Origin of the sequence: Rhizobium grahamii CCGE 502 (assembly GCF_000298315.2) — a bacterium.
Taxonomy (GTDB): Bacteria; Pseudomonadota; Alphaproteobacteria; order Rhizobiales; family Rhizobiaceae; genus Rhizobium; species Rhizobium grahamii.
The window spans coordinates 42969-65022 of the sequence record NZ_AEYE02000024.1 but is presented as its reverse complement, the minus strand read 5'-3'; the positions used below and the strand labels follow the sequence as shown (position 1 = coordinate 65022).

The following is a 22054-nucleotide window of genomic DNA, read 5'->3' as shown; positions in this document are numbered from 1 at the left end:
TTAACTTTTTCCATTCGCCCCGGCTCGCGCTGACGGTTTTAAATGATCCGGCACTATTCCTCGCGAAAGGTCCTCGCCATCTGATCCGTCATCGGCTTCACCAGATAGGCAAGCACTGTTCTTTCGCCCGTTCGCAAGAAGGCCTCGACCGGCATGCCGGAGACAGCTGTCAGTTTTCCGAGCCTCTGCCATTCATCCTTCGATATGCTGGCACGAAGGAGGTAGTAGCTCGCGCCGGCGTTCTGATCGACGGTCAGTTCCGCGGAGATCTTGACGACTTGGGCATTGAGCTGGGGCGTGTCGCGCTGGTTGAACGCTGAAAACCTCAGCATGACTGGCTGCCCGATACTCACCTGATCGATGTCTTGCGGGGAAAGTTTAAGTTCTGCGACAAGAGCGTCCTGATCCGGCACGATTTGCATGATGCTGTCGCCTGGCGATATCACGGCGCCCCGCGCATGCACACTCAAATGGTCGACAATGCCGGCCTGCGGCGACCTTATGTCGACCCGTTCCAGGTCGTCTTGAGCTGCCGCCAACCTTTCCATGAACTCCCCGGAATCGCTCTGTGCCTGGCGCAGCTGATCCGAGACCTCTGCACTCTGATCATCGTCGATCTGGGTAATCTGAAGTTCCGTCTCGGTCATTTTGCCTTTTGCCTGAGCGATGCTCGAAACGAGATTGCCCAGTTCACCGGTGAGACTCGCGCCCTCTCGCCGCAGCGCATAGACCTTCGCCGCTGGCAAAATGCCCCTGTCAAACAGACCCTGCAGGCTTGAAAGCTCCTTGTTTATCAGGTCGATCTCGGTGCGTTTGCCGGTCTCTTGCGCAGCCAAGCCGCCCGCCTCTTGGTTCAATTGCTGGATCCGCTCCCTGAGCTGCGATTTACGACTTTGCCTGGATGCCATACGGTCGTCGAAAAGTTGCCTCTCACCGGCCATCGTCCGCGCGACGTCATCTTCACCAGCCCGCGCCAACAGCTCTGTCGGAAATGTGATCAAAGGCGCATGGTCGCGTTCGGCAAGAAGCCGGGCTGTCCGTGCGGAGAGCTCGTCCAAACGTTTTCGAATAATGGCAAGATTGGCGATGGTTTGCGTGTCGTCCAGATGGATGAGAACCTGGCCGGCATCGACACGGTCGCCGTTCTTCACTCTAAGGTCGCCGACGATACCCCCTTTGAGATGCTGGACAGACTTCACATAACTGTCGACAACGAGCGATCCGGGGGCAATAACCGCACCTGAGATCTCCGTGGTCGCGGCCAGTCCGCCCATCACACCGACAAGCAAGGCGATCGTCCCAAGCACCAGGACAGAAAGCCGACGCATCGAATACTCGCTTTGTGACACCCTCTCCCTTGTCATGAGCCAGTTTCCTCCCCGCCGATTTTCAGCCTGACCGCGCCTTGCTTGAGCGGCTGTCTTACTGGTTCCGCAATAATTGTCTCTTTAGGTCCGAAGGCTTGTAGTCGGCCCTCTACAATTACCAGTAGGGTTTCAGCCGCCGCCAAAGCGCTCGGCCGATGGGCAATGACCACGCCGATGCCACCCCGTGCACGGACGCCGAGTAAGGCCTGGGTAAGAGCGGCATCGCCTTCGGTATCCAAATTGGAATTGGGTTCATCTAGTACGACCAAAAACGGCTCTCCGTAGAGCGCGCGCGCAAGTGCTATGCGCTGGCGCTGCCCGGCAGAAAGCCGAGAGCCACTCTCACCGATCAATGTGTCAAAGCCTTGAGGAAGCTTTACGATCATGTCGTAAACACCGGCCGATTTGGCGGCGGCGACAACCGATTCAGAAGACGGTTGCTCGTCAAAACGGGAAATATTGTCAGCGATGGAACCGTCGAACAAGCTCACGTCCTGCGGGAGATAGCCGACATTGCGCCCGAGCTTCGACGGGTCCCATTGCGACAGCGCGGCTTGATCAAGGCGTATCGAGCCGCTCGAGGCGGGCCAAATGCCGGTGATCGCCCGTGCCAGCGAGGACTTTCCTGAGGCGCTAGGGCCAATGACGCCGAGGATGGTCCCCGCCGAAACGCCAAATGAGATATTGCGAAGGACCAGTTCACGGTTACCCGGAGGTGCGACGCTCAGACTTTCTACCGTCAATTTCGATCGGGGTGCCGGCAGGCTGACGCTTCTGATTTCTGCAGGAAGGATATCCACCAACTTGACGAGCCGCAACCAGCTTTGCCGTGCGGCCACGAACCCCTTCCAGTGACCGATTGCAAGTTCGACTGGCGCGAGCGCGCGGCTGACGAGAATTGAGCTCGCAATCATGATCCCGCCGGTCGCTTCTTGCTGGATGACTAGAATTGCGCCAACCGCGAGCACGGCGGACTGCAGCATCAAGCGCAGGATGCGCGATGTAGTCGTCAGCGTGCCAATGACGTTGGCGGCTACAAGTTGATTTGCCATGTAGGCGCCATTGATGTCGGTCCACCGATCCGTCATTCGGCCAACGAAACCCATCGCGACAACCGCTTCCCAGTTTCGCCGCACGCCTTCCGCGAAGGCGAGGCGTGCTGTCAAATCTTTGGCCGCCTCCGCCGCCGGGCGTTGCGACAAGATCTCGGCCAAAACCGCCAAAGAGACGAGCACGATCGCGCCGCAGGTCGCCGTCAGCCCGATCCAGAAGTGGAACAGGAAACACAATCCGAGGTAAAGCGGTATCCAAGGCAAGTCGAAAAGCGCGATCGGTCCGGCGCCGGAAAGAAATGAACGGACCTTGTCAAGGTCACGCACCGACTGCATGCCGTCCCCTGGTACCAGTGCGAGCTGATGTTGAAGCATCAGCGAGCCAAAGACCTTTTCATTCATCCGTTCGTCAAGCGCGACGCCAACGCGCGCCAAAAGCATCGATCGCAAAAGCTCCAAAATACCCTGAAAAACAAAGAGGGTAGCGGCTATAATCCCTATGCCGACGAGTGTTGAGACACTATGACCGGGAATGACCCGATCATAGACCTGAAGCATGAATAAGGAACCTGTCAGGGCCAGGACGCTGATCACTGCACTGGCAATCGCTATGCTGAAAAACACTTTTCGCAGTGACGCCAGCATTGCCAGCAGAAATGTGCGAGGAACTTCTTTCGACTGGCTGACCACGCAGGTGCACTCCTTCATGCATCGCCGCCGCTACGCGGAAACTTTCGAAATGGAGGTCGTCGAGGGCCAGGGAAAGCAAACAGACTGCGTCCCTAGGATTACAAGGCATCACCAGAAGCCTCAAGCCACTGCAGTAGCTATAACAACAGATCCTGTCTGCCGTTAGCCATGACGATGACAGCCGGTACAACCCTTGTCAACCGGAGTACTCGCCAATATCGTGTCGTCGACGTCTCGACGGTGAAGGAGTTGGTTCCACGGGCTTCCGCAGGATCCTGCGGCAAGCCTTTCCCCGCCATCCTGCGCAAGCTCGCGGCTTCGAATGGGTCGTCGAACGTGCAGACCGGGCAGAGTCTCGCCCATGCGCTGATCTAGTTCGTGGCACAGCCCGAAAGTTACGAACACTTTCTCCCGAGCTCCGCGTGAGAACGCATCGGTCGGACGACGGCACGAAAAATGTCACCACCAATCGGCTGAAAAGACCTCGGCGAGCATCAGGTCACGCCCGCTCTCGGGAGAGCTGCATTGAATCCCATCTATTCCCATGGTTGCTGATACCGACGTATCGCCATGTGCGATTGAATAACTTCGGCCAGGATAACCGATGAACGTTCACCGGCCAGAACGCGCTCGGTTGTGACTGCCAAGACAGCTTTCCCTTGATCACTATAGGGAGAGATATGATGCTTGTGACACCACTTCGTTGCGACCTTAGTGACAAGCTTCAATTCACTTGGATTGAGACGTGGGACATGAGAGAGAGACATTCGTTCCTCCGGTGAAATGCGCCGGCGCCACCCGGCAGATTGCGCATAAGATCAAGCTAAAACCGCTCAAGATGCGTAACGTTCAATTCAGGGCTGCGCATATTTCCACGTTGTGTGGGCGCCATGCCCCTGGCGCTCTATGTCGCCTTCTCCTTAATCGTAGCTTTGCAATACGGACGGTCAACCATGAACACGCGTACGATATCGTACCTACGCCCGCGTAAGGGGAAACACCGCCTCGTCTATGCTGTCGAGCGGGAACGGATAGGTCTCTGCAATGTTGTTAGTAACTGGAGGAGCCATGACAACGAAGGAAAGGATCCCGCACCTGATATATATCGTCGTGGTTGCCTTGATCGGCTGCGCGATCCTTTTCGGAGGCTGGATAGGAAGTCGATCCGAGATTCCGGGACATATCCAGCACGTGATCCATACGCGATAACGGCGGCTCGTATTCAAGATGGAGGCAATGGCTTCTTTAAGATGTATTTGCTCTGAACTGCGCGAGCCCTTGTCGACCAAATCTGCTCTCCAAACGACGCTGGTTATCAAAGGCGCCAAGCTGGACCGCAGATGGTGCAGGCAAAACGCAGGTGCTTCCACTCTTCAGGCTTCGACTCCCTACAAAGCAGTGTCGTACCATTGAACTTCTGGACGTAGAGGCTCCTCTCAAATGAGAACTTGCGCAGAAGATTGATACAGGTTCAATCTGAAGTAGGATTAAAGGGGGAGGAGTTATGGCGTCACGCACAGATCGACTATTCCTTACCGAGATCTCGACTGACCGAATGCCGGATGCCGGCTTGTTTACCTGGGATCTAAACAGCGACCTTGTTTACGCGGACAGTGCCCTGGCGGAGCTTTTCGGCCTTGACCCGGCTGAGACCCAACATGGATTGCCGGTGCAAGTCTACCTCGAGCGCGTGCATCCTGACGATGCGCCGAGACTGGCAAAGCAAATAAACGATGCCATCATTGCGGAGCACCCGACAGTCCAGGAATATCGATCACGCAAAGCAGACGGCTCATACGTAAATGTTTCGGCTTTCGGTCGGTGTTTCAGAGACCGAAACAACAATCCCGTTCACTATGCCGGCATCGTGATGGCTATGGACGATAAGCCGGTTGCGGCGACTCATTGAACACCACAGCAAACTACTGAAATGATGTTGCGAAATGCAGCTGGGCCCTTTTCATCCCCGCTGCAGGCAAGGCATGGAAGTGCCGGGGGAAGTTCCGGACCATCGATATGGAAAACGCCGGCTGCGCGGCTGCAAAAAGCAGATCCTTCCGAAATCTCCAACTGATGGGCAAACCGATCTACCGATGGATGAAACGCGCTTAAGACGGCTGTGTATGGTCCTGCTGTGTCACACCGAAGCTCACCTTCATTTCGAGCGCGACTGTTGCGATCGCAATGCGGTCAGCGTTCAAAAGGTCAACTCGCAAGGTGCCACCGTTTGGAGGGAGCCCGTCCAGAGCCATTTCCGCCAGTAGCCGCTTTGCTTCAGCAAGTGCTGCCGGCAAATCAGGGAAATCATATCCCTCTTCGTCCGCAATTGTGGCGTCCAGATCCGTGGTTCGAAAGTGAAATTTGGTCATCGCAACCTCCATCGGACGAAATCCCCAAGATAAATCAATGTTCCGACGGCAAAATTCTTATTTGTTGATGGCGCGGACAGGGCGGCACCGCATCGGGTCTTTCGAAGAGGTCGAAGTGACATCGGGACGATGTTCCATTCGCAGAAGGCTCTCTTACCTGCTGGTCTTTGCAGTCGCTATCACGCGTCAAGGGGTTCAACCGATGCAGCCTCAGAAGGAGCTTACGGAATATTACAGCTTCTCTTTGTTCGGAAATGCTCGACACCGCGCAAGGTGGAATGGATCGGGTTTCACTGTTGGAACAAACCTTCCCCTCTCAATGTTTAAGCGTACCCGCGATACGGAAGCGCCGGACCAATTCGAAGTCTTTCGCTGAGGAGCCAAGTTTGATCGATGGTCGCTACTTTCCCGCAACAGTCAATCAACCCTCCACCACAGCAAGGTCGAGTGGCGAATAATTCTTCCTCGTTTTATCTGCTGGATCCAAAAAGGGCATACCGCCATGACGTCTCGACCAAATGAACACCCTCACATCGGTTTCGACAGCGGGCCGGCCGGTGGATGGGGGTCGGCTAAGTCGGTGACGGAGATCGTTCTGCGGGAGCATATTCCATTCTCCGGGCCGTCGCTACTCCGACACCAGAACAAGCCCGAAGGCTACATGTGCGTTAGCTGCGCTTGGGCCAAACCAGCCAAAACTCACCCGCTGGAGTTTTGCGAAAACGGTGCAAAAGCAACCGCATGGGAGGTGACGAGCAAGCGCGCAGACGAAAGGTTTTTCGCTTCGCATACACTGAGCGCACTGGAGAAATGGCTGGATCACGATCTCGAGGAGCAAGGCCGGCTCACACGACCGATGCGCTGGGATTTCGCCTCCGACAAATACGTTCCGGTCAGCTGGGACACTGCCTTCGAGGAAATCGGTCGCGAGCTGAAGCAAATTGCGCCTGAAATGGTCGATTTCTACACGTCTGGCCGCGCTTCGCTGGAAACATCTTACATGTACCAGCTCTTTGCACGCATCTTCGGCAGCAACAACCTCCCAGATTCATCAAACATGTGCCACGAAAGCACCTCCGTTGGGCTTCCGGAAAGCATCGGTGCCACAGTTGGCACAGCTGTTCTGTCGGATTTCCAGAATTGCGATTGCATTTTCTATATTGCACAAAATGTCGGCACGTCATCGCCGCGCATGCTTCACGATCTTCAGGATGCCGTGCATCGTGGCGTCAAGATTGTCACGTTCAACTTGCTGAGGGAGCCCGGCCTGGAGCGGTTCATCAATCCTCAGGCCCCGAGCGAGATGATCAGCGGATCCGAAACGCCTATCTCGAGCGAGTATTATCAGGTCAGAAACGGCGGCGACATCGCAGCGTTGTTTGGGGTTTGCAAGGCATTGATCGAGGCCGACGATGGCAAGCAGGGCCTCGGCGTAAGCACGGTTGCTGGATCTGATGGAGAACCGAGGAGCGAGAGCGCGGCCGCCGTAGCATTCGCGGCAGCCATGGCTGCGGCAGATAAAAAACATGTTCTCGATCACGACTTCATCAAGGAACACACCGCTGGTTTTGAAGAATTTGCGGCCGCGGCGCGTGCCCATACCTGGGAAAACCTTGAACGTTTTTCAGGGCTTACCCGTGAAGAGATGATAGCGGCTGCTCGAACCTATGCAGCGTCAGACGCCGTACTAATTATCTATGGGATGGGCCTTACTCAGCATGTGATGGGGGTTCAAAACATACACATGGTGGCGAACCTTGCATTGCTTCGCGGTAATATCGGCAAGCCAGGAGCGAACATCTGCGCGGTACGTGGCCACTCCAATGTTCAGGGTCAACGGACGGTTGGGATTACCGAGAAGCCCGATCTGGTGCCACTCGACAAGCTGGCGGAACTCTACCGTTTTGATCCGCCGCGTTGGGAAGGACGTAGCACCGTGGATGTTTGTGAGGCGGTGCGGTCAGGAAAAAGTCGAGCCTTTGTGAGCCTCGGGGGGAATTTCATCCGTGCTGTGCCTGATACAGACATCATGGAAGTCGCTTGGCGCAAACTTCGCCTGACCGTGCAGATCGCGACAAAGCTCAATCGGAGCCACCTTATTCACGGCGAGATTGCATATCTACTGCCGTGCTTGGGGCGGCTTGAGGTCGACCAGCAGGACACAGGCCCACAGGCTGTTTCAATGGAAAGTTCAGTCGCCTACTTTCATGGCTCAAGGGGGCGCGTGAAGCCCGCGAGCCCTCACCTTCTGTCCGAGCCGGCAATCATTGCAGGGTTGGCAAAGGCGACGTTAACAAGAGGCGACGTTCCCTGGGATCAATGGGTCGCGGATTACTCGCTGATCCGCGACGCTATCGAAACCACCTACCCGGAGACCTTTAAAAAATTCAACGAACGGCTCTTCAAGCCAGGCGGTTTCCCGCGACCTGTTCCCGCGAGGGAGCGGAAGTGGGTCACGGCGAACAGGAAGGCGAACTTCATAACGCCTCCCAGGCTTTTTCCCGAATTTGAGACCACTAGCGCGGATGCGGACGTACTCAATCTTGCCACACTCCGCTCTAACGACCAGTTCAATACCACCATCTACGGATACAGTGACCGGTTCCGCGGGGTTGATGGAACGCGACAGGTCATTTTCGTGAACGGAAAAGATATTGAGCGATTGGGATTCGAACCAGGCGAAATCGTTGACGTGACCACTGCGATTGATTCAGGAACGGTGCGCAAAGTGCAGGGCTTTCGCATCGTAGAGTACAATATCCCTCAAGGGTGTTGTGCCTCTTACTACCCCGAGTCAAATCCGCTTTTCCCATTGTCCCATCACGATCCGAAGGCAAAGACGCCTTCCTATAAGTTACTGCCGGTAAGGCTCAGTCGATCGAACATCGTACCTGTGGAATAGTTTGAGCGGTTTATGGCGGGAGGCCATGGCGAGCATCACAACTGGAAAGATTGTTTCTGCGACAGGTTTCTTCTGCCTTTGCGGCATCGCGATTGTCGTTGGATGGGCGAGAGAGCCTCGACAATTTCGGGCTGATCCACCTGTCGCTGCAGCGCTTGACCATCTGCGCTTGATGCCGAACGGCATCGGTGGGACGCCGCCTGAGGTCTACTTTGCAATGGGCAAGCCCTATGAAAGCACCGCCTACGACTTGAGCCAGGGCAAACGGCTCTATGCATGGTTCGGTTGTTCGCAGTGCCATGGCGACGGGCAAGGCAAAAATGGCCCCTCGTTTCTCGACGGGTGGTGGCTTTACGGCCCTTCAATGATTTCGATCGTTGCGTCCATTCGCGATGGACGACCGCATGGGATGCCCGCGTTCAAGGACAAGATGACGAGCGATCAGATCTGGCAGCTGGCCGGCTACATCAAATCCATTGGTGCCTATTCGGCAAGCCCGATGGCGCCCAGCCGCAATGACGACAAAACCGGCCGACCAGCAGAGAATCGAGCCCCAGCCGCTATTCTCTTCGACGAGGGACCGACGCCGGTGCGGCCTGACCAGGGACCATCACCGTGAAATCCTTCTGTCTGACCGCCCTCCTATTCATCACCCTTGCCGGATGTAGCAGTAACCAGTCCGCTCTCAATGCTCATGGCCACTCCGCCATTGCCCTCCAGCATCTCATTATCGGCATGATCGTCATTTGCACCGTCATTTGGCTAATCGTGACAGGATTTCTTGCGTGGACTCTAATTCGTCGAGGAGAAGTTCGTCAGGATGAGGTCTCTACGCGCATTATGACCACGTCTGTTAAATCGGCGGCGACAGCGACGGCGGTCATCGTTGCTGGTCTCACTCTTGCCAGTTTCTATACAACCCGCTCGCTAAGCATCAGCGGGCATCCTGCGGTCGTGGTCACAGTGAAAGCGCAGCAATGGTGGTGGCAATTCATCTACAAGGACCAAAATGACGTGACGATCTTTCAGACGGCCAACGAACTGCACGTGCCGGTTGGGGAGAACGTGCAGTTGGAGCTGGAATCGATCGATGTAATTCACTCATTCTGGGTCCCAAGTCTCGCCGGAAAGCTTGATCTTATCCCCGGTCGTCGCAATCTCCTGACGCTTCGAGCCGACCGGCCAGGCATCTATCGGGGTCAGTGCGCGGAGTTTTGTGGTCTGCAACACAGCCACATGGCCTTGCTTGTGATAGCACAGGACGAGGTGGACTTCCAACGGTGGGCGGCGGGCCAGGCGGCCGCAGCGATTGAGCCTACAGTGGAGGAGGCGTCGGCCGGCAAGGCGGTGTTTAATAGCAAGCCCTGCGCTGCATGCCATACAGTCCGGGGAACACCCGCAGTTGGAACAAGTGGGCCTGATCTGACCCATGTCGGCGGTCGGCAGACGATTGCTGCCGGCTTGCTCCAAACCACCCGCGGTTCTCTTGCCGCATGGATCGCCGACCCTCAGACAGTGAAGCCCGGGAACAACATGCCGACTGTCCCATTGACGAGCGATGAGCTTCGACAGCTGGCAGCCTACATGGAAACCCTGAAATGAGTGGCGACCAGCAACCGGTAACCGATATCGACTTGACCGATGCCGATCTGGAATCACGGCTCGCCAAGACCTGGGCTTCCCCCTCGGGTCTCGGCGGCATTCTAACGTCTGTGGATCACAAGATCATTGGGCGACGCTATATCCTCACCGCCTTCGTGTTCCTGATCCTCGGTGGACTTCTGGCGCTTGCGATGCGCCTGCAGTTGTCACAGCCTGAGGCACGATATATAGACGCCGACCGCTACAATCAGATCTTCACGATGCACGGTTCGAACATGATGTTTCTGTTCGCGGTGCCGGTCATGGAGGCAATGGCGGTCTATCTCGTTCCGCTGATGGTTGGAACGCGCAACATTGCCTTCCCCCGCCTCAACGCCTTCTCGTATTGGATATTCCTGTTTGGCGGCATCCTCCTTTGGTTGTCCTTCGCGCTCGACACAGCGCCAGATGTCGGGTGGTTCGCCTACGTTCCGCTCGCCGGTCCGCAGTACAGCCCTGGAAAGCGCGCTGATATCTGGGCGCAGATGATCACCTTCACGGAAGTCGCCGCACTCGCGGTTGCTGTTGAGATCGTCGCTACGGTCTTCAAGCAAAGGGCGCCCGGTATGTCGTTAGACCGCATTCCCGTCCTTGTCTGGTCAATGCTGGTCATGTCGTTTCTCGTCATCATCGCAATGCCTGCGATCATGTTCGCAAGCTCAACACTGATCCTCGACCGGCTGGTTGAAACTCAATTCTACAACCCCGCCAAAGGTGGCGACGCGCTGCTGTGGCAGCACCTGTTCTGGTTTTTTGGGCACCCCGAAGTCTACATCATCTTCCTTCCAGCCGTTGGCATGGTGTCCACGATCCTCCCGACCTTCACCGGACGACCGCTGTTCGGCTATCTTGCGTTGGTTACGGCGCTCATTGCGACGGGGATCCTATCGTTCGGTCTCTGGGTGCACCACATGTTCACGGTTGGACTTCCAAGGGTGGGAGAGAGCTTCTTTACAGCTTCCAGCATGGCGATTGCGGTTCCAGCCGGTGTCCAGATTTTTTGTTGGCTAGCAACTCTCTGGGCCGGCAAGCCGGTGTTCAAAACACCCCTCCTGTTTGTTCTGGGATTCATAGTAACCTTTGTGATGGGCGGATTGACGGGAGTGATGGTGGCGTCTGTCCCGTTGGATACGCAGGTTCATGACACTTACTTCGTCGTTGCACACTTCCATTATGTCCTGATCGGCGGAGCAGTTTTCCCATTACTCGGAGCAATTTGTTACTGGTATCCCAAGGCGACTGGACGCATGATGAGCGAGCGTCTGGGACGGTGGGCGTTCTGGCTCATCTTTATTGGCTTTCATCTCACTTTTTTTCCAATGCATATCCTGGGGCTGGCGGGCATGCCCCGCCGCGTCTATACCTACCAGCCGGAGTTGCCCTGGGCAGGGCTGAACCTCTTCATCAGTTTGAGTTCTCTCGTTCTGGCTGCCGGCTTTTTTATTTTTTTCTTCGATATGGTGCGCAGCTGGCGAAGCGGACAGGCGGCAGGACCCAACCCGTGGAACGCGACCACCTTGGAATGGGCAACGTCGTCGCCCCCCCACCCTACAATTTCCGCCGCATACCTGTGGTCAGCAGCCTTTATCCTCTCTCGGCGAACGGTGAGGTTCTCTCGGTCGCGGTCGGCCTTCGAGTTGACCGTCGTGAGATTTTAATAACGGGGCTGGTCGAAGCCTCTCCTGAGGCGAGAGAATCATCCGCGCGAAATTCGGCCTGGCCTTTCTGGGCCGCTGTAGCAACGTCGGTCATGCTGATCTGGTCGATGTTTTCTCCCTGGGCGGTCATCTGGGGCTCAATCCCGATCGCGGTGACATTGATCGGATGGTTCTGGCCAAAGGGAACACCGGAGGACGAGTCGTGAAGGATCATATTGTGCTTGATGCGTCCAGGTTACCTCTTCACGGTATGGGCATGGCCAGTCCAACCTGGTGGGCAACCTGTGCATTCATGCTCATTGAGGGCAGCGGGTTTGCACTCGGCATTGCCGTCTATTTCTATCTCATGAGCCTTGCGCCGCATTGGCCGATCGATGCACCGCCGCCCGATCTCTGGGCGGGGACCTGGCTGACCGCGATCCTACTGGTGAGCGTTGTTCCCAATGTCCTGATATCTAGATGGGCCGAGCGGAAGCAGTTACGGCGCGTTCAGATTGGCCTGCTGGTGATGACTCTCTTTGGGATCTTGCCCCTGGCGTTTCGTATTTTTGAGTTCCCGGCGCTTCACGTACAATGGGACCAGAATGCATATGGGTCGATCGTCTGGACGGTTCTCGGCTTGCACACCACTCACATCCTGACGGATTTGATAGACACGATTGTCTTGACCTGTCTGATGTTCACCAGACACGGGAACAACACACGCCGCTTTGGTGACGTCCAGGACAATGCACTCTACTGGAACTTCGTCGTGCTCACATGGCTGCCAATTTATGGCTGCATATACTGGGTTCCCCGCTTATGACATTCTCAGCAATCAGACATTTTCTGGTAGTTCTGCCTCCGGCCCTTTGGGCAGTCGGCACAGGGCTCGGCATGATACTTCCCTACAAGGATTGCGACGCGGGAACGAGCTCGACGATGCTTGTAACGCTCTTGATCGTGTTGACCTCCTTCGCGACTACCATTGCGTTAAGAAGAGGTGGGAGGTCACGCATTGGCATCTTTGGCACTAGATTGGAAGTGCTGCTTGGACTTAGTTTCTCCTTCGCTCTTATGTTGCAGGGGGCAGCCAGTGTGCTGTTGGACCCATGTCTGCACTGATAGCCATATATGTCTTCATCACTCCGTGCATGGCGATGGCACACGGCGTGGAACCTCATCGCGATCTGTCCTGGACATTCGATCCATGGATTGTCTTGCCGCTGGCAAGCCTTAGCATCCTGTACGTTGCCGGCACCATAACGCTGTCGAACCGTAGGCATAGCGGGTTTGGACGGACACTGCGCGGTCCGACACTCTTCTGGAGCGGCGTTGCCACGCTTGTTGTCGCGCTTGTCTCTCCTCTTCATGAACTTGGCGAGCGTCTGTTCACTGTCCACATGATCGAACACGAGCTGGTTATGGCTGCAGCAGCTCCTTTGTTCGTTCTCTCGAAGCCGATAGGGGTGTTGTTGTGGGGCATGCCACGGAAGTTGCGTCAACTCGTAGGAGAGGCGCTAGGCAACCGGCTGCTCCAGGTGCTGTGGCAAGTGATTACCGTGCCCCTTGTTGCCACGCTACTGCACGGTCTGGCTGTCTGGAGCTGGCATCTGCCGGCCCTCTTTGATGCTACAGTGAGCAATTCCATGCTTCACCGACTGCAGCACCTGAGTTTTTTCCTGACAGGGCTGGTATTTTGGTGGGCCGTCATCTGGCACTGCGCGGAGGGTGCGGCAGCCTGGCATCTGTTGATCACGATGATGCACACGACTATCCTCGGCGCATTGATCACCTTTGCCCCCACCGTTTTGTATATTGCTCAAACGCGGTTCACCGCTGACTGGGGCATAACCTCACTGGAGGATCAACAACTGGCGGGGATCATCATGTGGGTTCCTGGCGGGATGATTTATGGGGGCGCTGCACTCTGGCTTTTAGCTCTTTGGATCAACCGTTCAAGTAAGGGAGGCAAGAATGCTCCTCGGTTTGATGTCGTCTAGGCTGGCGACGATTGCCGGCGTGATTGTTGCAGTACTGCTTGCCGGGTATGTAACAAATTCGGTGAAGGAGCAATCGAAACGGCGAGCCGTCGTGGAAGCTATGACAGGCGGCGACCCCGCACTTGCCCCATCAATTTTCCGTCGGTACGGGTGTGGCGGCTGCCACACTATACCGGGAATCCCAGGTGCCGACGGAAAGGTCGGAGCTCCGTTAGAGCAGATGGCACAACAGATTTACATTGGTGGGGTCATAAACAACACACCTGAAAATCTCACGGCGTGGATTGTATTGCCGCAGCGCTTCTCGCCGCGCTCTGCCATGCCAGCAACCGGTGTGAGCGAGGCCGAGGCCCGACACCTCGCCGCCTATCTCTATAATCAATGATCATGGTTTGGGAGTTGGGCGAGACGGAAGGGCCTTGATGTACCGGGCAATTGCCAACCGGTCCGCCTGCGGTAGCTCCGACATATTTTCGACGACATCTGCCATCGACGAGCCGACACGACCATGTGTGGGTGTCTCTCCTGTCTGCAACATTTTCACTATATCGCCTTCCGTCCAGCTCCCGATCCGGCTTGGCGTGATATTCGGGACGAAGCCCGTTCCTTCTGGGTCTGGCCCGCCAGCAAAGCGCGTTGAAGACTTTACCGCGCCCATGACGTTACGTGTTGAATGGCATTCGGCGCAATGCCCAAGAGCTTCCACGAGATAGCCCCCGCGATCATGAACAATGTCTCCGTTGTCCTCGACTTGCGTTCGCCCCTCCCTGAAATAGAGCAGTTTCCAGATTGCGAGCGAAGGTCGAAAACGCAATAGCATCGGGATGTCATGCGCCGGCGGGCGTCCCATCACAGGTGGAAGGGTATGCATGTACGCAATGAGATCCCTGAGATCCGACACGGTTATTCCAGTATAGCTGGTGTAGGGAAACACCGGGTAATAATGCTGGTGGTCTGGGGAGACGCCAGCGACCAATGCATTACCGATATCGGATGCCGACCAGGACCCTATGCCGTCGACTAGATCCGAGGATATGTTCGGCGCACGAAACGTACCGTATGGAGAAGCGAGTGCGAGGCCACCGCCTAGCCTGAGAGGGTCACTTTGGCCGGGCGTTGCATGGCACGCGGAGCAATTCGCGGCGGCAAAGACCAGTGCACCGCGCCGGGCATCGCCGCCCTCCAGTTGCTCGTCACCCGGCAAGAACCTCGGTACGGCTTTAACGAACTGCCAAGCGGCCAAGCATGCGACCGCCATCATGGCGACGCCAATGAGAATGATCTTTATCGCAGTCCTGTTAAAAAAACTGCCGAGCGATCGCACGACGATTGATAAGGCGCTCATTCATCCTCCTCGCGTTCAAACTTTGGCCGCACCGCTTAGTTCCGCTACCAGGTTCAATCGGGCCAAAGAATCCTGTCCGAGGCGACGGTCTGCCGGGGGCAAGCTCGCATGGGATCCGGCGATGAATTCGCCAGCTTGGGTAATTTTGAAAACTCTCCAACCTTTCCCGACATAGAGCGTTTAGCTTCTCAACCGGCGCACGCTGGCAAGACCGAGAACGGGGAGAACTGGAGATAGTTCTATTTTCAGCTGATTGATCATGAGGGCATCAAGCCCACAGAGATGGCGTACGATTTCGATAACGCGGATGACGCGATCGCCGAAGGTGTCGGACAGCGCTGGCCGAAATGGCAGCTGACGGGCTGCCGAGAGGCGAATACAACATGTTATCAGTTGAGATATTTGATGATCAACGCAGACCTCTCCGCGAAATCAGATTGATCCTTGAAGAAATCGACAAAGTTCAATCAACATTGTAGAGACAAACCAGGGAACCCTGACCTCCCTCCTTTGTTTACCTGGAAGAATAAAGGAGAAGAATGATGGGAATGAACACACCCAAAGATGGAACACCGGGGACGACAGATCAGTCGCCCAGATGGGAAGGGCCTGAGGAAAACAGACCGCGGGGCTACTTGCCAGCCAAGGACGACCCCGACAGTGCGCGCGATGCCAACGGCGAATCCAACGCCGACCCGCAAGTCAAGAAAATTTCCGACGGGCTGAAGCAGCGTGGAGACGATGATAAAAAGGCAAGAGATTAACAGATTTTGCACTTCGACAGACTGAATCGGCGGTGCAATGTCCGTTGCACAACGAAGATTTCTGGAAAAATCTGGGTAGACACTTTTTACCGAGTTCTAGAGGCTGGAGCGTTCTAGGGTCCTGAGGGCCGCCGCCTCAATCCACTTTACGCCCCCGCGCTCGCCGCGGGGCTTCTTCTCTGGTTCAATTGCAAAAGCGGCCGCACACGCCGGAGAGCAGTATCGTGCATGGAGACGATGAAGTTCTCGGTAATTGACAACGATGTCGATGACGAGACGCAGCCTGAGGGCGTATTCCGGGCCTCGGACGGTTGTTTGATGAATGCTGAGCGTCACGGCAGCAGCAGGAACATGGCCATGGCAAACACTGACACCATTCCGGCCCCGGTTAACCCCGCAGCAAGGAACTCAGACAACCGACCTGATCCGCTACGCCATAATTCCGAATTTATTCCCAAAACGGCTATCACGCCTCCAGCAATCCAGAAAGCAAGGGTAAGAATTCCAAGAACCACTGCAACCTGAGTAACATCCATTCCCATCATGCTTACAACACCTCCGCCGCCTTGGCGGCTTCCACAAACCTTATGCGGGCGAGTTCGACGCTACCACGCCGGTTGATGGCATCAACGCATGTCGCTCTTGCCTCCTTGAGCTCGCGTTGCCCGGGCCACAAATGCAGAAGTGCTAACGCTGCGTCTGGGCCATCGATCTCCGCAAGAGGCCCAATACCGATGCGGACGAATACGGGGGGTCTCCAGGTCACGTGGAATTCGCCTTCGATAACGTTCGTCACTGGACTTCTCCTCCATGAGCTGCTTGGTCCACAACCTTTTCTGGGAAACGAGGTTCCGGTCACGAAGGGGTTGGTGCGCTATCGGACGATGGGAAGCGGGCTCCTTCAGGAAAGACCTGAATCTTCGGTGACGACGATCATCCTCTGTCGAGTTTCTGAGCTTCGGTGCGGTCCCCGTCGTAACAATGGTTTGGAACGCGGAAAGAAGCAAGCTTGGGAGATAATGATCCATCCGCTCAATGCGCACTGCCGCGTGCCGAAAGTCAGGGTATATCCGGCCCTGACGAGGCAGATACGAGCGAGTTCCGTCGCTCGCGCGTTTTTGCCACGCGCCTGGCGTCGCGCAGGTCGTTAAGCAGGGGTCGCCACCAACCTCGCCGACGCTCGCTTTTCCCCGGGTTCGTTTTTGCTGGCCATGTGTGAACGAGCTCCTCCAGCGTCGCATTGCGCCAGACGGCCCACACAAAGTCGCTGTCTGCTTCGGGATAGAACTCGGCGACATCACCAGTATCGATAAGTTCACCCGTCACTTCAGTTATGACCACGACGCCGTACCACGACGTAACGACTGGCCTCCCCACCGGCGGAAGGTCGTTGGCTGGCACAGGAACCCGGCGTCGCCTTCGCTCACGGGCACGCCGCCTCGCCTTTGCTTCTTCGTCGCTTCCCTTCCGCGCCGCGGCGCGCTTCCGTCGTTCGTCAGGTTCATTGCGCTTGGCCGCCCCCTCAATGACCTCCCAGCGGTGCTGCAGCTCATCATACGAGGCAAAGGGGATCTCCCAGGCTTTGTCATCGGAGTTCCAACGCGCGAATGGGACCTGCCTGAGTTCTTCAACCACTTTGCGCGAGAAGGGTGTACGAATACGAAACCCGGTATCGTGAACTTCCAGATATGGGCTGAGAATGGGTTCAAAATCGTAAGCATCCCGGCCTCTTTCCTGGTCAAACAGTCCGCGACGGTCCGCTTCAGCGGAAAGCCAGCGATCGATACGTCGACGTGCCGTCTTACCCGGGACCGTCCAGGCTTTAAGGCTGTCACTCCAGCGCGCACGCGGGAACATTTCCCGAAACCGCGCGACCATCATCCGATCGAATGGAAACGCGACAGTCTCGACAGGAGGCACTTGGCCGTTGCTTTCTTTGTCCTTTGGCTCCATTCACGGAAAACGCTCGCGAACGCCTGCAGTTGCCAGCTTCGTGCCTTCGAGCTGCAAAAACTCTAGGGCCTTCTTGGCGTCGCCGCTGTGGCCGGTTCGCGCCCCGCAGGCACCCGCCCAGTCTGTTTCGATGAGAGCGCGTCAAGGTCTGCCAGGGCTATCCGTCAAATTACGCGAATGACTAGCGGGTATCGTGTAACCCGAGACCAAGCTCGGTCTCCGCTGCGCATAAACTTTACGCCCTTTTTGTCCGGCTCAGCCGAAATCAAGCATTTTATTGATTGTCCGAACAATCCGGCGCGGATCATAAGGCTTGCTGATAAAACGACTTTCTGCCGGTATCTCATCTGTCTGAACCGTTCGGTAACCCGAAACGACGATGATTTTCAGCGGCGGCCACCGATCCCTGACATAGGCGGCTAGCTTAATGCCGTCCATTGCACCAGGCATATCGACATCTGTTAGAAGAAGCCTAATTTCCTGATGTTCTACGAGAGTGTCTATCGCCCTGGCCGCATTGTCAGCCTCCCAGACCACGAACCCCTCCTGTCTCAGAAAATCGACAATATCAAGCCGAAGGAGTGGCTCGTCCTCAACGACAAGAAGAGAAATGGATGGGGTCATTATGTTCAATACCTTGTTACAGCGCATGGAACGCATGCGTATTGCTCTCCTCGCTCTCGAGTGCGCCCTCGAGCACGTAGCGAATACCGTCGGGCTCAAACAGGGTTCGGCCGGTGCCCTTGAAATATGAGGCAACTATCCGTTCCGTCAGTCGTGACCCAAACCCAACTCGCGTGCGCGGCGCCGGCGGAGGTCCGTCCTTTTCCTTCCATTCGAACGTGAAGTGGCCGTCGTTTGATCCCCATTGGATGTGAACAATTCCGGTGTCGGCACAAAGCGCCCCGTATTTGGCGGCATTGGTTGCGAGTTCGTGTATGGCAAGCGAGAGTCCGAGCGCGCGTTGCCCTTCGACGACGAGATCCGGCCCCTCAAGAAAAAATCTGCCATCACCATCTCGATGCGCTTCGAGAGCACGGTTGATGATGGAATGGATTCCCATCCTCGAGGTGCTTCCCTGAAGCAAGAGGTCTTGAGCCCTCGCCATTGCGACGAGGCGACCGTTGATCGTTTCGCTTGCCTCCTGTGTCGATGTCGCATTTCGGAGTGTCTGCGACACCACCGCCTGCGTCATTGCGATTGTGTTCTTCATCCGATGGGTAAGTTCGGACTGAAGCTCCCGCTGGCGCCGTTCGAGTAGGCGCTGGATGCGAATATGCTCCCTGGCTTCCTCTAGTGCCTGAGCAAGTTGGTCGCGTCGACGAACGTGCTCCGTTGCCTCTACGACTATATTCATCATTCCCGCGACGTTTCCGTCGTCATCGAAGACCGGGGAGTAAGAGAAGGTCCAGTTGGTAGGCTCGTCGTAGCCATTGCGCGTCATAAGCAAGGGCATGTCTTCCATGCGGGTCGATCGCCCGGCAAGCGCTTTCTCTACGAAAGGCCGCACGTCTTCCCAGACGTCCGGCCACAGCGCTGGCGCGGGCTGTCCGAGCGCGCCGGCCGCTCTCGCTCCGAGCATCGGTTCATAGGCGTCATTGTGGAAATTGATCAGGTCAGGTCCCCACCACAATGAGATTGGCTGCGTGGTATTGAGGACCAAGCGAAGGCTGACGATGAGCGCGCGAGGCCAACTGTTCTGCGGTCCCAAAGAGTTATGCGACCAGTCGAAAGCACGAATGGCGTCTGCCATGCGGCTTTCTCCAAGCTTGAGATCGTCTTCGCTGGTTGCTCCGCGGACCCGCGGCGTATCTTGCATGGTCATGGAACGTAAACCTTCGAAAAGACCTCTGGTTCCGGCCAAAGGCGACAAACCCCGTATCGCACCAAGACTTGCGCTCCCTTCAAAATCTCGATGAGGCGGCAACTTGGCTCCGGATCATTCTTGGCAATTTTGGTGGTGTGGGGCATTCTGGCGAAGTGGGAAAGGTCCTTGCGCTTTGGAGACAACCATTGGCCTTAGGATCTAACGTTGTTCCCGACAACAAAGCGGGACGGCACAACCGGACTAAAATCGAGCTGCCTCAAGCTTGCTGCGCTTTGTCCATAGCCTTGTCTTCTACGCATTCAGCTCTTTCAGCCAGACTTCGGCTCAATTCTCGAAGTTCCTGCTCGTCGAGCTTTTCGATTCCGACAAATTTGTTTTGGGCCTGAGATGTAAGGATCAACTCATCAAGCTTGGCTTGCAGGGCCTTGCCGTCGCGGTTTTGGGAGTTTTGAAGAACAAACACCATAAGGAATGTAATGATCGTTGTGCCCGTATTGATGACGAGTTGCCAATTTTCCGAGAAGGCAAAGAATGGACCTGAGATGGCCCATACCAAGACCACAAACATCGCCAGTACAAATGTTCCGGGCTTTCCTGAGAATTCTGAAATGAAAGTTGAAAATTTCGAAAAGTATTTTGACGCGTCATTTTCGCTCATAGTGGTCTCGCTCTAGCCGGCTTTGGAAAACGTCTGATCCGACAGACGGTTCCATGAGGCCGACGTCGGTACGGCGGAAGACCAAAATAATCCCAGGTATCTTTCCGGCACCCCGATCTTAGGTAAATGCGCGCTCGCCATTTAACGGCATCGAAGGAGACGGGCGTTTTTAACGCATGAGCCATTCTCTGCATATACCGCGTTTGTAACGTCCGTCGGATCATCACGTCTCTGACATGGATCGGAGGCAGGTCGCCCGCGCCTCAGCAACTTTCTTGTGACAGGGATTGGGGGGCCATGTTCGGTTCGGTCGTGTTAGAGGGCTGCCATTAGCGAGACACTCGACTGCGCCCGACCCGGACTTCATACCGGTGGGCGGCAATCTGACCGTTGCAATTAAATTTCGGAACCAAGCGGAATCGTGGCCGTTGCCTCTTCGGAAGGTGACGCATGCAGGATGAAGAACAGAAAGTGGATGTCGTCGAGGAGCGTCTCTTGGTCGACCGCGAGCGTGTCTGCGACGGAAGCGTCTCGGTCACCACTCGGACGAAGACCACGACCGCCCGGGCAATGATCGACGTCCGGCGTGATGACGTCGAGGTCCAACGTGTACCGGTTAATCGCTTTGTCGAGGATATACCCGACGTCACGACAGAAGGTGATGTGACGATCGTTCCGGTCCTCGAGGAACGTCTCGTCGTAGAGAAGAAGCTCTTTCTCGTGGAAGAGATTTGGCTTCGTCGAGTGACCACCTTTCGTACCAAACGTGTCAAGGCCGACTTGCGCAAGCAATATGCGACGGTCCAACGCATTTCCGATGATGATCAAGCCAAGGAGACGAAAATGGCTAACCTATATAACGAAGATGCAACAAATTACACGAAGGGCGGCACGTCCTACAATACGCTTTCGGCGTTCTTCGACTCTCGATTTGAAGCTGAGAGCGCCGTGTCCCGGTTGAAGGACGCAGGCATCCCGGAAAAAGATATCCGCTTCATGCCCGGTTATGAGGCCGACACCGACACCGCCGACGTCGCAAGCGACGACCGCAGCGGCTTCTGGGCGAAACTTGAGGACTTTTTCTTTCCGGACGAGGATCGCGCCACTTATGCCGAAGGTCTTCGTCGCGGTGGGTTTCTTGTTTCCGTCTCGAGCCTGAATGACGCGCTTTATGAGACGGCGCACGACATCCTTGATGACGAAGGATCAATCAACATCGACGAGCGCGCTGATTTTTGGAGGAGCGAGGGGTGGGATGGTCAGCGCTCAAGTGAGGCCTTCTCCGCCTCTTCGAAAAGCGCTTCCGAGCAGGATCGATTTGATAGCGATCTCGATCGGGTTGCTCAATCCTCCGCCTCGCGCGAGGATGCGTTCGAAATGAAGGATAGCACGGGCGCTGATCTTCGAGACGAAACCATTCCGGTCGTCGAGGAAAACCTTCGCGTCGGCAAGCGTGACGTCAATCACGGAACAGTGCGGGTTCGCGCCTATACGGTGGAAGAGCCGATCCATAAGCAAGTGAACCTGCGCGATGAGACCGTCGAAATTGATAGGCGGCCTGTCGACCGTGGCCTGACCGACGACGATCGCGCTTTCATGGACCGGACCATCTCGGCTGAGGAGCACCACGAGGAAGCGATCGTTCAGAAGGAGGCCCGCGTCGTCGAGGAGATCGGTATTCGCAAGACTGCCTCGGACCGCACTGAGACGATCGACGACACGGTTCGAAAGACTGAGGTCGAGATTGAGGACGATCGTTCTCGAGGCCTGTCGCAGTCACAGGATGGCCTTGTTCAGTTCCAGGGTGGGCAGAGCCGGAATTTCCGCAAGGAGTAATCCGAAGTT

The 22054-nt window shown here is 56.1% G+C and carries 20 protein-coding genes and 2 pseudogenes; 12 read left to right on the top strand and 10 right to left on the bottom strand.

Features of this window, described 5'->3' with window-relative positions; translation table 11 throughout:
- Window positions 1-53: 53 nt before the first annotated feature.
- Both RGCCGE502_RS19835 and RGCCGE502_RS19830 read right to left on the bottom strand, forming a co-directional pair.
- Window positions 54-1364 (bottom strand): HlyD family type I secretion periplasmic adaptor subunit, encoded by a 1311-nt coding sequence (locus RGCCGE502_RS19835; protein WP_016555977.1) that lies wholly within the window; start codon window positions 1362-1364, stop codon window positions 54-56.
- Window positions 1361-3109 carry a type I secretion system permease/ATPase gene (locus RGCCGE502_RS19830; protein WP_016555976.1) on the bottom strand — a complete coding sequence of 583 codons (1749 nt, stop codon included), beginning with the start codon at window positions 3107-3109 and terminating at the stop codon, window positions 1361-1363. Before RGCCGE502_RS19830 ends, RGCCGE502_RS19835 begins: the two co-directional genes overlap by 4 nt.
- A 168-nt stretch (window positions 3110-3277) precedes the next feature.
- On the opposite strand from RGCCGE502_RS19830, the gene RGCCGE502_RS19825 reads away from it, so the two are divergent.
- Together RGCCGE502_RS19825 and RGCCGE502_RS19820 are read left to right on the top strand one after the other, a co-directional pair.
- On the top strand, window positions 3278-3484 hold the full coding sequence (locus RGCCGE502_RS19825; RefSeq protein WP_016555975.1) for a hypothetical protein: 207 nt from the start codon (window positions 3278-3280) through the stop codon (window positions 3482-3484).
- Between the two features lie 1129 nt (window positions 3485-4613).
- Window positions 4614-5018, top strand: a complete 405-nt coding sequence (locus RGCCGE502_RS19820) for a PAS domain-containing protein (RefSeq protein ID WP_016555974.1) — start codon at window positions 4614-4616, stop codon at window positions 5016-5018.
- Window positions 5019-5217: 199 nt separating this feature from the next.
- Here RGCCGE502_RS19820 and RGCCGE502_RS19815 read toward each other — a convergent pair whose 3' ends face one another.
- A complete protein-coding gene (locus RGCCGE502_RS19815) occupies window positions 5218-5478 on the bottom strand; it encodes a DUF6894 family protein (protein ID WP_071224927.1) in 261 nt (86 codons plus the stop codon).
- 502 nt (window positions 5479-5980) lie between these two features.
- Here RGCCGE502_RS19815 and RGCCGE502_RS19810 point away from each other — a divergent pair.
- The 7 genes and pseudogenes from RGCCGE502_RS19810 (at window position 5981) to RGCCGE502_RS19775 (ending at window position 14046) form a co-directional block, all read left to right on the top strand.
- Window positions 5981-8380 (top strand): FdhF/YdeP family oxidoreductase, encoded by a 2400-nt coding sequence (locus tag RGCCGE502_RS19810; RefSeq protein ID WP_040675149.1) that lies wholly within the window; start codon window positions 5981-5983, stop codon window positions 8378-8380.
- Window positions 8381-8405: 25 nt separating this feature from the next.
- Window positions 8406-8999: a c-type cytochrome gene (locus tag RGCCGE502_RS19805; protein WP_016555971.1), complete on the top strand. Its 594-nt coding sequence runs from the start codon at window positions 8406-8408 to the stop codon at window positions 8997-8999.
- Window positions 8996-9982: a cytochrome c oxidase subunit II gene (gene coxB / locus RGCCGE502_RS19800; RefSeq protein WP_016555970.1), complete on the top strand. Its 987-nt coding sequence runs from the start codon at window positions 8996-8998 to the stop codon at window positions 9980-9982. Before RGCCGE502_RS19805 ends, coxB begins: the two co-directional genes overlap by 4 nt.
- A pseudogene (ctaD, locus tag RGCCGE502_RS19795) lies at window positions 9979-11885 on the top strand (cytochrome c oxidase subunit I). The gene coxB and the pseudogene ctaD overlap by 4 nt, the downstream one beginning before the upstream one ends.
- Window positions 11882-12484, top strand: a complete 603-nt coding sequence (locus tag RGCCGE502_RS19790) for a cytochrome c oxidase subunit 3 (protein ID WP_016555969.1) — start codon at window positions 11882-11884, stop codon at window positions 12482-12484. The pseudogene ctaD and the gene RGCCGE502_RS19790 overlap by 4 nt, the downstream one beginning before the upstream one ends.
- Window positions 12485-12770: 286 nt before the next feature.
- Window positions 12771-13661 (top strand): cytochrome c oxidase assembly protein, encoded by an 891-nt coding sequence (locus RGCCGE502_RS19780; protein ID WP_016555967.1) that lies wholly within the window; start codon window positions 12771-12773, stop codon window positions 13659-13661.
- Window positions 13636-14046 (top strand): c-type cytochrome, encoded by a 411-nt coding sequence (locus RGCCGE502_RS19775; RefSeq protein WP_016555966.1) that lies wholly within the window; start codon window positions 13636-13638, stop codon window positions 14044-14046. Before RGCCGE502_RS19780 ends, RGCCGE502_RS19775 begins: the two co-directional genes overlap by 26 nt.
- On the opposite strand, the gene RGCCGE502_RS19770 is transcribed toward RGCCGE502_RS19775, so the two are convergent.
- Complete coding sequence (locus RGCCGE502_RS19770; RefSeq protein WP_016555965.1) at window positions 14047-15006, bottom strand: c-type cytochrome; 960 nt, start codon at window positions 15004-15006, stop codon at window positions 14047-14049.
- A 282-nt stretch (window positions 15007-15288) separates the two neighbouring features.
- Between RGCCGE502_RS19770 and RGCCGE502_RS38110 the strand changes: the two are divergent.
- Both RGCCGE502_RS38110 and RGCCGE502_RS19765 read left to right on the top strand, forming a co-directional pair.
- Window positions 15289-15485, top strand: a pseudogene (locus RGCCGE502_RS38110) (DUF6894 family protein).
- A 63-nt stretch (window positions 15486-15548) separates the two neighbouring features.
- A complete protein-coding gene (locus RGCCGE502_RS19765) occupies window positions 15549-15770 on the top strand; it encodes a hypothetical protein (RefSeq protein ID WP_016555964.1) in 222 nt (73 codons plus the stop codon).
- Between the two features lie 332 nt (window positions 15771-16102).
- On the opposite strand, the gene RGCCGE502_RS19760 is transcribed toward RGCCGE502_RS19765, so the two are convergent.
- From RGCCGE502_RS19760 to RGCCGE502_RS19735, 6 genes are all read right to left on the bottom strand, one after another.
- A complete protein-coding gene (locus RGCCGE502_RS19760; protein ID WP_016555963.1) occupies window positions 16103-16315 on the bottom strand; it encodes a hypothetical protein in 213 nt (70 codons plus the stop codon).
- 2 nt (window positions 16316-16317) lie between these two features.
- Complete coding sequence (locus RGCCGE502_RS19755; RefSeq protein ID WP_016555962.1) at window positions 16318-16566, bottom strand: DUF982 domain-containing protein; 249 nt, start codon at window positions 16564-16566, stop codon at window positions 16318-16320.
- A 263-nt stretch (window positions 16567-16829) separates the two neighbouring features.
- Complete coding sequence (locus RGCCGE502_RS19750; RefSeq protein WP_016555961.1) at window positions 16830-17723, bottom strand: hypothetical protein; 894 nt, start codon at window positions 17721-17723, stop codon at window positions 16830-16832.
- A 255-nt stretch (window positions 17724-17978) separates the two neighbouring features.
- Entirely contained in the window at window positions 17979-18383 is a 405-nt protein-coding gene (locus RGCCGE502_RS19745) for a response regulator (protein WP_244441751.1), read from the bottom strand.
- Window positions 18364-19548, bottom strand: a complete 1185-nt coding sequence (locus RGCCGE502_RS19740) for a sensor histidine kinase (protein WP_016555959.1) — start codon at window positions 19546-19548, stop codon at window positions 18364-18366. The genes RGCCGE502_RS19745 and RGCCGE502_RS19740 overlap by 20 nt, the downstream gene beginning before the upstream one ends.
- Before the next feature lie 259 nt (window positions 19549-19807).
- Window positions 19808-20209, bottom strand: a complete 402-nt coding sequence (locus tag RGCCGE502_RS19735; RefSeq protein WP_016555958.1) for a low affinity iron permease family protein — start codon at window positions 20207-20209, stop codon at window positions 19808-19810.
- Window positions 20210-20659: 450 nt separating this feature from the next.
- On the opposite strand from RGCCGE502_RS19735, the gene RGCCGE502_RS34645 reads away from it, so the two are divergent.
- The gene (locus RGCCGE502_RS34645) at window positions 20660-22045 is read left to right on the top strand and encodes a YsnF/AvaK domain-containing protein (RefSeq protein WP_016555957.1); all 1386 of its coding nucleotides are present in this window, start codon (window positions 20660-20662) and stop codon (window positions 22043-22045) included.
- The last annotated feature ends 9 nt before the right edge of the window (window positions 22046-22054 follow it).